The 3,780-nt window shown below is 39.9% G+C and carries 4 protein-coding genes and 1 pseudogene; 3 read left to right on the forward strand and 2 right to left on the reverse strand.

Translation table 11 applies throughout. The annotated features are described in order from the left end of the window. Positions 1 to 74: 74 nt before the first annotated feature. Both D7Y06_RS24225 and D7Y06_RS24230 read right to left on the reverse strand, forming a co-directional pair. On the reverse strand, positions 75 to 251 hold the full coding sequence (locus tag D7Y06_RS24225; protein ID WP_120410057.1) for a DUF4177 domain-containing protein: 177 nt from the start codon (positions 249 to 251) through the stop codon (positions 75 to 77). Between the two features lie 56 nt (positions 252 to 307). Then, the gene (locus D7Y06_RS24230; protein ID WP_120410058.1) at positions 308 to 586 is read right to left on the reverse strand and encodes a hypothetical protein; all 279 of its coding nucleotides are present in this window, start codon (positions 584 to 586) and stop codon (positions 308 to 310) included. Positions 587 to 902: 316 nt separating this feature from the next. Here D7Y06_RS24230 and D7Y06_RS24240 point away from each other — a divergent pair. The 3 genes and pseudogenes from D7Y06_RS24240 (at position 903) to D7Y06_RS24255 (ending at position 3,659) form a co-directional block, all read left to right on the forward strand. Beyond that, positions 903 to 2,152: pseudogene (locus D7Y06_RS24240) on the forward strand (IS110 family transposase). 461 nt (positions 2,153 to 2,613) lie between these two features. Then, on the forward strand, positions 2,614 to 2,865 hold the full coding sequence (locus tag D7Y06_RS27510; protein ID WP_243119498.1) for a hypothetical protein: 252 nt from the start codon (positions 2,614 to 2,616) through the stop codon (positions 2,863 to 2,865). A gap of 545 nt (positions 2,866 to 3,410) precedes the next feature. Continuing rightward, positions 3,411 to 3,659: a hypothetical protein gene (locus D7Y06_RS24255; protein WP_330566592.1), complete on the forward strand. Its 249-nt coding sequence runs from the start codon at positions 3,411 to 3,413 to the stop codon at positions 3,657 to 3,659. Positions 3,660 to 3,780: the final 121 nt, after the last annotated feature.

Here is a 3,780-nt window from a genome sequence, read left to right on the forward strand (position 1 = left end):
ATAAATTATATTGGTTAAATCCATTATAACAGATATTGAAAATATCAACAACTTAATTTATGCTATACTAGAATTTATTCAATTTCCTTTTTAAAAAAAAAGAAACCATCCATACGCTGAACAAGTTCCCAACCATCAGCTCCCAATTCATTTAATTGTGTTTCAAACTCTTGCGCAACCTTTTCGTATTGTTTGGTACTTACAGCTAAAGAAGTTGCGATTGTTAGCACTTTGTATTCATATTTTTTCACTTGAAGATACCTCCATTCAAATCCCGATTTCCCAGTATGTCAAACTGGAATTGCATTTATTTTAAATCATCTTTAGAAATTGCTATTGAAGGATAATGAGAAAGTTCCGTCAAATCAACATTTAGTGGCACACTATAAACCATGTAATAATTATTAGGATTGACGGCAATCAATTCATTCATTTTTTGTTCTGCTAAGTCCTTATCATTTGTAGCATATATAACTGATACAACACCTACTTTATCATTTTCCGTCCCCTGTATATTTCCACATAATATTAATTTTAATGGGGCGTTCCCATTCAAGCCTTGCTTAATATAGTCCTTATATTCCATAGTTATATCCATTCCTTTCGCTTCACTCAGGCACAAAACGTTATGAAAATGGTTGCCCAAGCTTATTTTTTCTTTATAATTCTTCTTATAGGGAACTCGGTATACTACAAATCATGGGGAGGTGAGTGGGCTGTCCGGCTTGCCGGACGACCGTATAGTTATATGTGTAGTCCGCCTTTTCAAGCACAAATAAGCGTGACTTAGAGCACGTAATCTTATCTTTGTATAAACAATCTCGTTTATGGCCTGGGCGTTCAGTCAATGCCGTCTCTCCCTATAATCTTTAGTGAACCTTCTGGTTCTGAAAGGAGTCCCTATGGCTTTAAAAATCGTGTACAAAATCTGCTGTGGCATTGATGTCCACAAGACTTTTGTAGTGGCCTGTATCGCCTCTACTAATTCCAAAGGCGTCACCACTTATGAGAGCCACCGTTTTTCAACCTACACGAAAGGTCTGAAAGATTTGTTACAATGGCTTCTCGAAAGAAACTGCAGGGATATCTGTATGGAATCCACCGGTAAATACTGGATCCCTGTTTACAACGTTTTAGAAAACGACTGTACGATCGTCCTTGCGCATCCTAAATATGTTAAGGCTATCCGTGGAAAGAAAACTGACAAGAAAGATGCCAAATGGATTGCTGACCTGTTCAAGCATGATCTTGTTGCCGGAAGCTTTTTATGCCCCCTGTTGACATCCGCCAGCTTCGTGACCTTATGCGTTACCGTTTCAAACTGACCTGCTTTAAATCAAGTGAAAAGAATCGTTTGCAGAACTGTCTCACGGTTTCCAATATCCAGTTGGGAAACGTTGTCTCGGACACCTTCGGCAAATCTGCCCAGGCGATACTGGATAAAATTTTGGAAAATCCCTCAGATACTTCTTTTGACCTTGAACCCCTTGTTTTCAAAAGTTTGAAAAAGAAACTTCCTGAACTGTGTGATGCCATTGACGGTTTCATCACCCCGCAGCAGGCTGGCAAACTAAAAGTGATAAAAGGCCATTATAAAGACCTTGAATCCCGGAAATCAGAGCTTGAAGAACTCATTCTTGCGCTCGCCGCTCCCTATCAGCAGGAACTTGCCATTCTTCAAACTGCTCCTGGTATCAGCAGTGTTTTCACCGCCATCGGAATCATTTCCGAAATCGGTACCAATATGGAGGCTTTTCCTTCGGCGAAACACTTATGCTCATGGGCCGGACTTACGCCGACCAACAATGAAAGTGCAGGGAAGAAAAAATCTGTCCGGGTCTCCAAAGCCGGATGCTATATCAAGCCACTGCTTGTACAGTGTGCCAATGCTGTTGTTACCAGCAAAAAGCATCCTGAAATTCGCAACCGCTATCTCCGTCTCAAAAAGCGTTGCGGTCACAAGAAAGCAATCATTGCCATAGCAAGAATGCTTCTTACCGCATTATACCATATGCTGAAGAATGGAGAAAACTATAATGCGGAACTTTATAAGAAATCCGATCTGCCCTCGGTTGATCGTGAAATCACAGTGGAGCAGGCAATCATCATAGCAAGAAATCAAGGTTATAAAATCAAGTCAGCAACTGCATAACCTTAACAATCTTAATATTCAATTTTAAAGCAGCCACCGAAAGATGGCTTGTTTGTCGTGTGCTTAAGGTAGTGGATACCCTCTACTTCTCATTTTCAATCTTGCCCTCCATCAATTCTGATTTGTTATTGTGTTCAGTTTAGCATATTTATAGAACATCTACAAGATTCCGTGTTTGAAAAAGCAAAAAGAATGAATTCATCACTTGACAATGTGGCAAAGAACTGATGTCGCAGGACGAGATTGCGGTCATGACGGTGGGAAATGTATCATGCAGCTTAGAGGTGTCAGACCATTCGTCTCGGATAGGATTTGACACACATAAAGGCAAACGCATCCCGGAAAACAGAATACATTAAGCAAACAGAAGAAGTCACAAATGAATACCTCAAAGAACTAGACCAGTATGAAGAAACGGTACGGACCCAGTTGGAATCGGAAGGAAAAAGCAAGCCCGTCAGATGCAAGAGACGGAAGAAAAAATGGAAATCATTAGCCGCCGTGAAAGCAGAACAGACCCCGAATCTGGATTTTACAAGAGGAAAGGGAAAACGGAGGGGATGCACTACTTGTCGCATGAAACCGTGGACTCTAAAAACGGAATCATAATCGATGTGGCAGCTACAGCCGGTAATGTGCCTGACAGTCAGCCGTATATCAAAAGGATTGATTATATTGAGAAAAATCTGGAATTTTTATACAGAAGAGGATAAGAGGCGGCTGAACAGCAGTGCCTCTTATCGTTAACGGCATTAAATCTTAAAAGGATGATAAAGGCCATGGCACAGAGAACCATGACCTTTTTCTTTGGAATATTTCTGCTATCTTTGCTAGATTTTTATCATGATATCTTGTGACATTTACGAAATTAAGAGGTTTGTCAACAGCTCGAAAAAGTCCAGAAGTGGAACGGAGTTTTGAATGTACTTGGGAAAGGCAAAAATCAAAGCACGCGGCACAGCCAATCGCCAAACTGAATGTACCGGATGCCCGCAGGGTTCTCCCAAAGGATTTCCCTGCCCTTATTTTACCACAAAGGGCAGGAGATTTGCATATCAAAGCTCTTTCTTTATCGAAAAATCAAATTTAAGGAAAGAAAGAGGTAAAATTTTTGAGTTTCTTTACAACAGCAGTAGCAGGTGTGAATTGTGAGTAAAGTGAAAAATGGGAAGAATAAGCAAGGTGAAAATCTGGTGTATGTAGATAGCCCTCATAAAGTGAACATGGTAAAATCTTAGAAGAAACGAGGTAAATCAATATGGAAAAACAGGTTTATATCACAGAGGAAGAACGGGCAAAATGCAAAAAGGTGGCTGAAGCGTTTAGGGAGTTGTACGAAATGGCGGATATTGTAGTGGTTGATGTCGGCAGATACGGTTTTGTGATGCTGAAATACTATATGCTGCCGCATGGTTTTGAGGAAGATGAAACTTATACGGACAGCAGGAATAGACCTGTAAAAGAAATGGATAAAGAGATGGATCTGAAAAATTTTATGAAGTTTTGATCATTTGAGCGGAATGGAACGTTATTATATATATACGAACCTTTCAAAGAAAGCAATTTGGTAATATGTCAAGAGGAAAATGAAAAAGATTTTCATGGAAAAGGGTAACCTTAATAGACCT

It is taken from the genome of Roseburia sp. 1XD42-69, assembly GCF_003612565.1.
In the GTDB taxonomy this organism is placed as follows: Bacteria; Bacillota; Clostridia; order Lachnospirales; family Lachnospiraceae; genus Roseburia_B.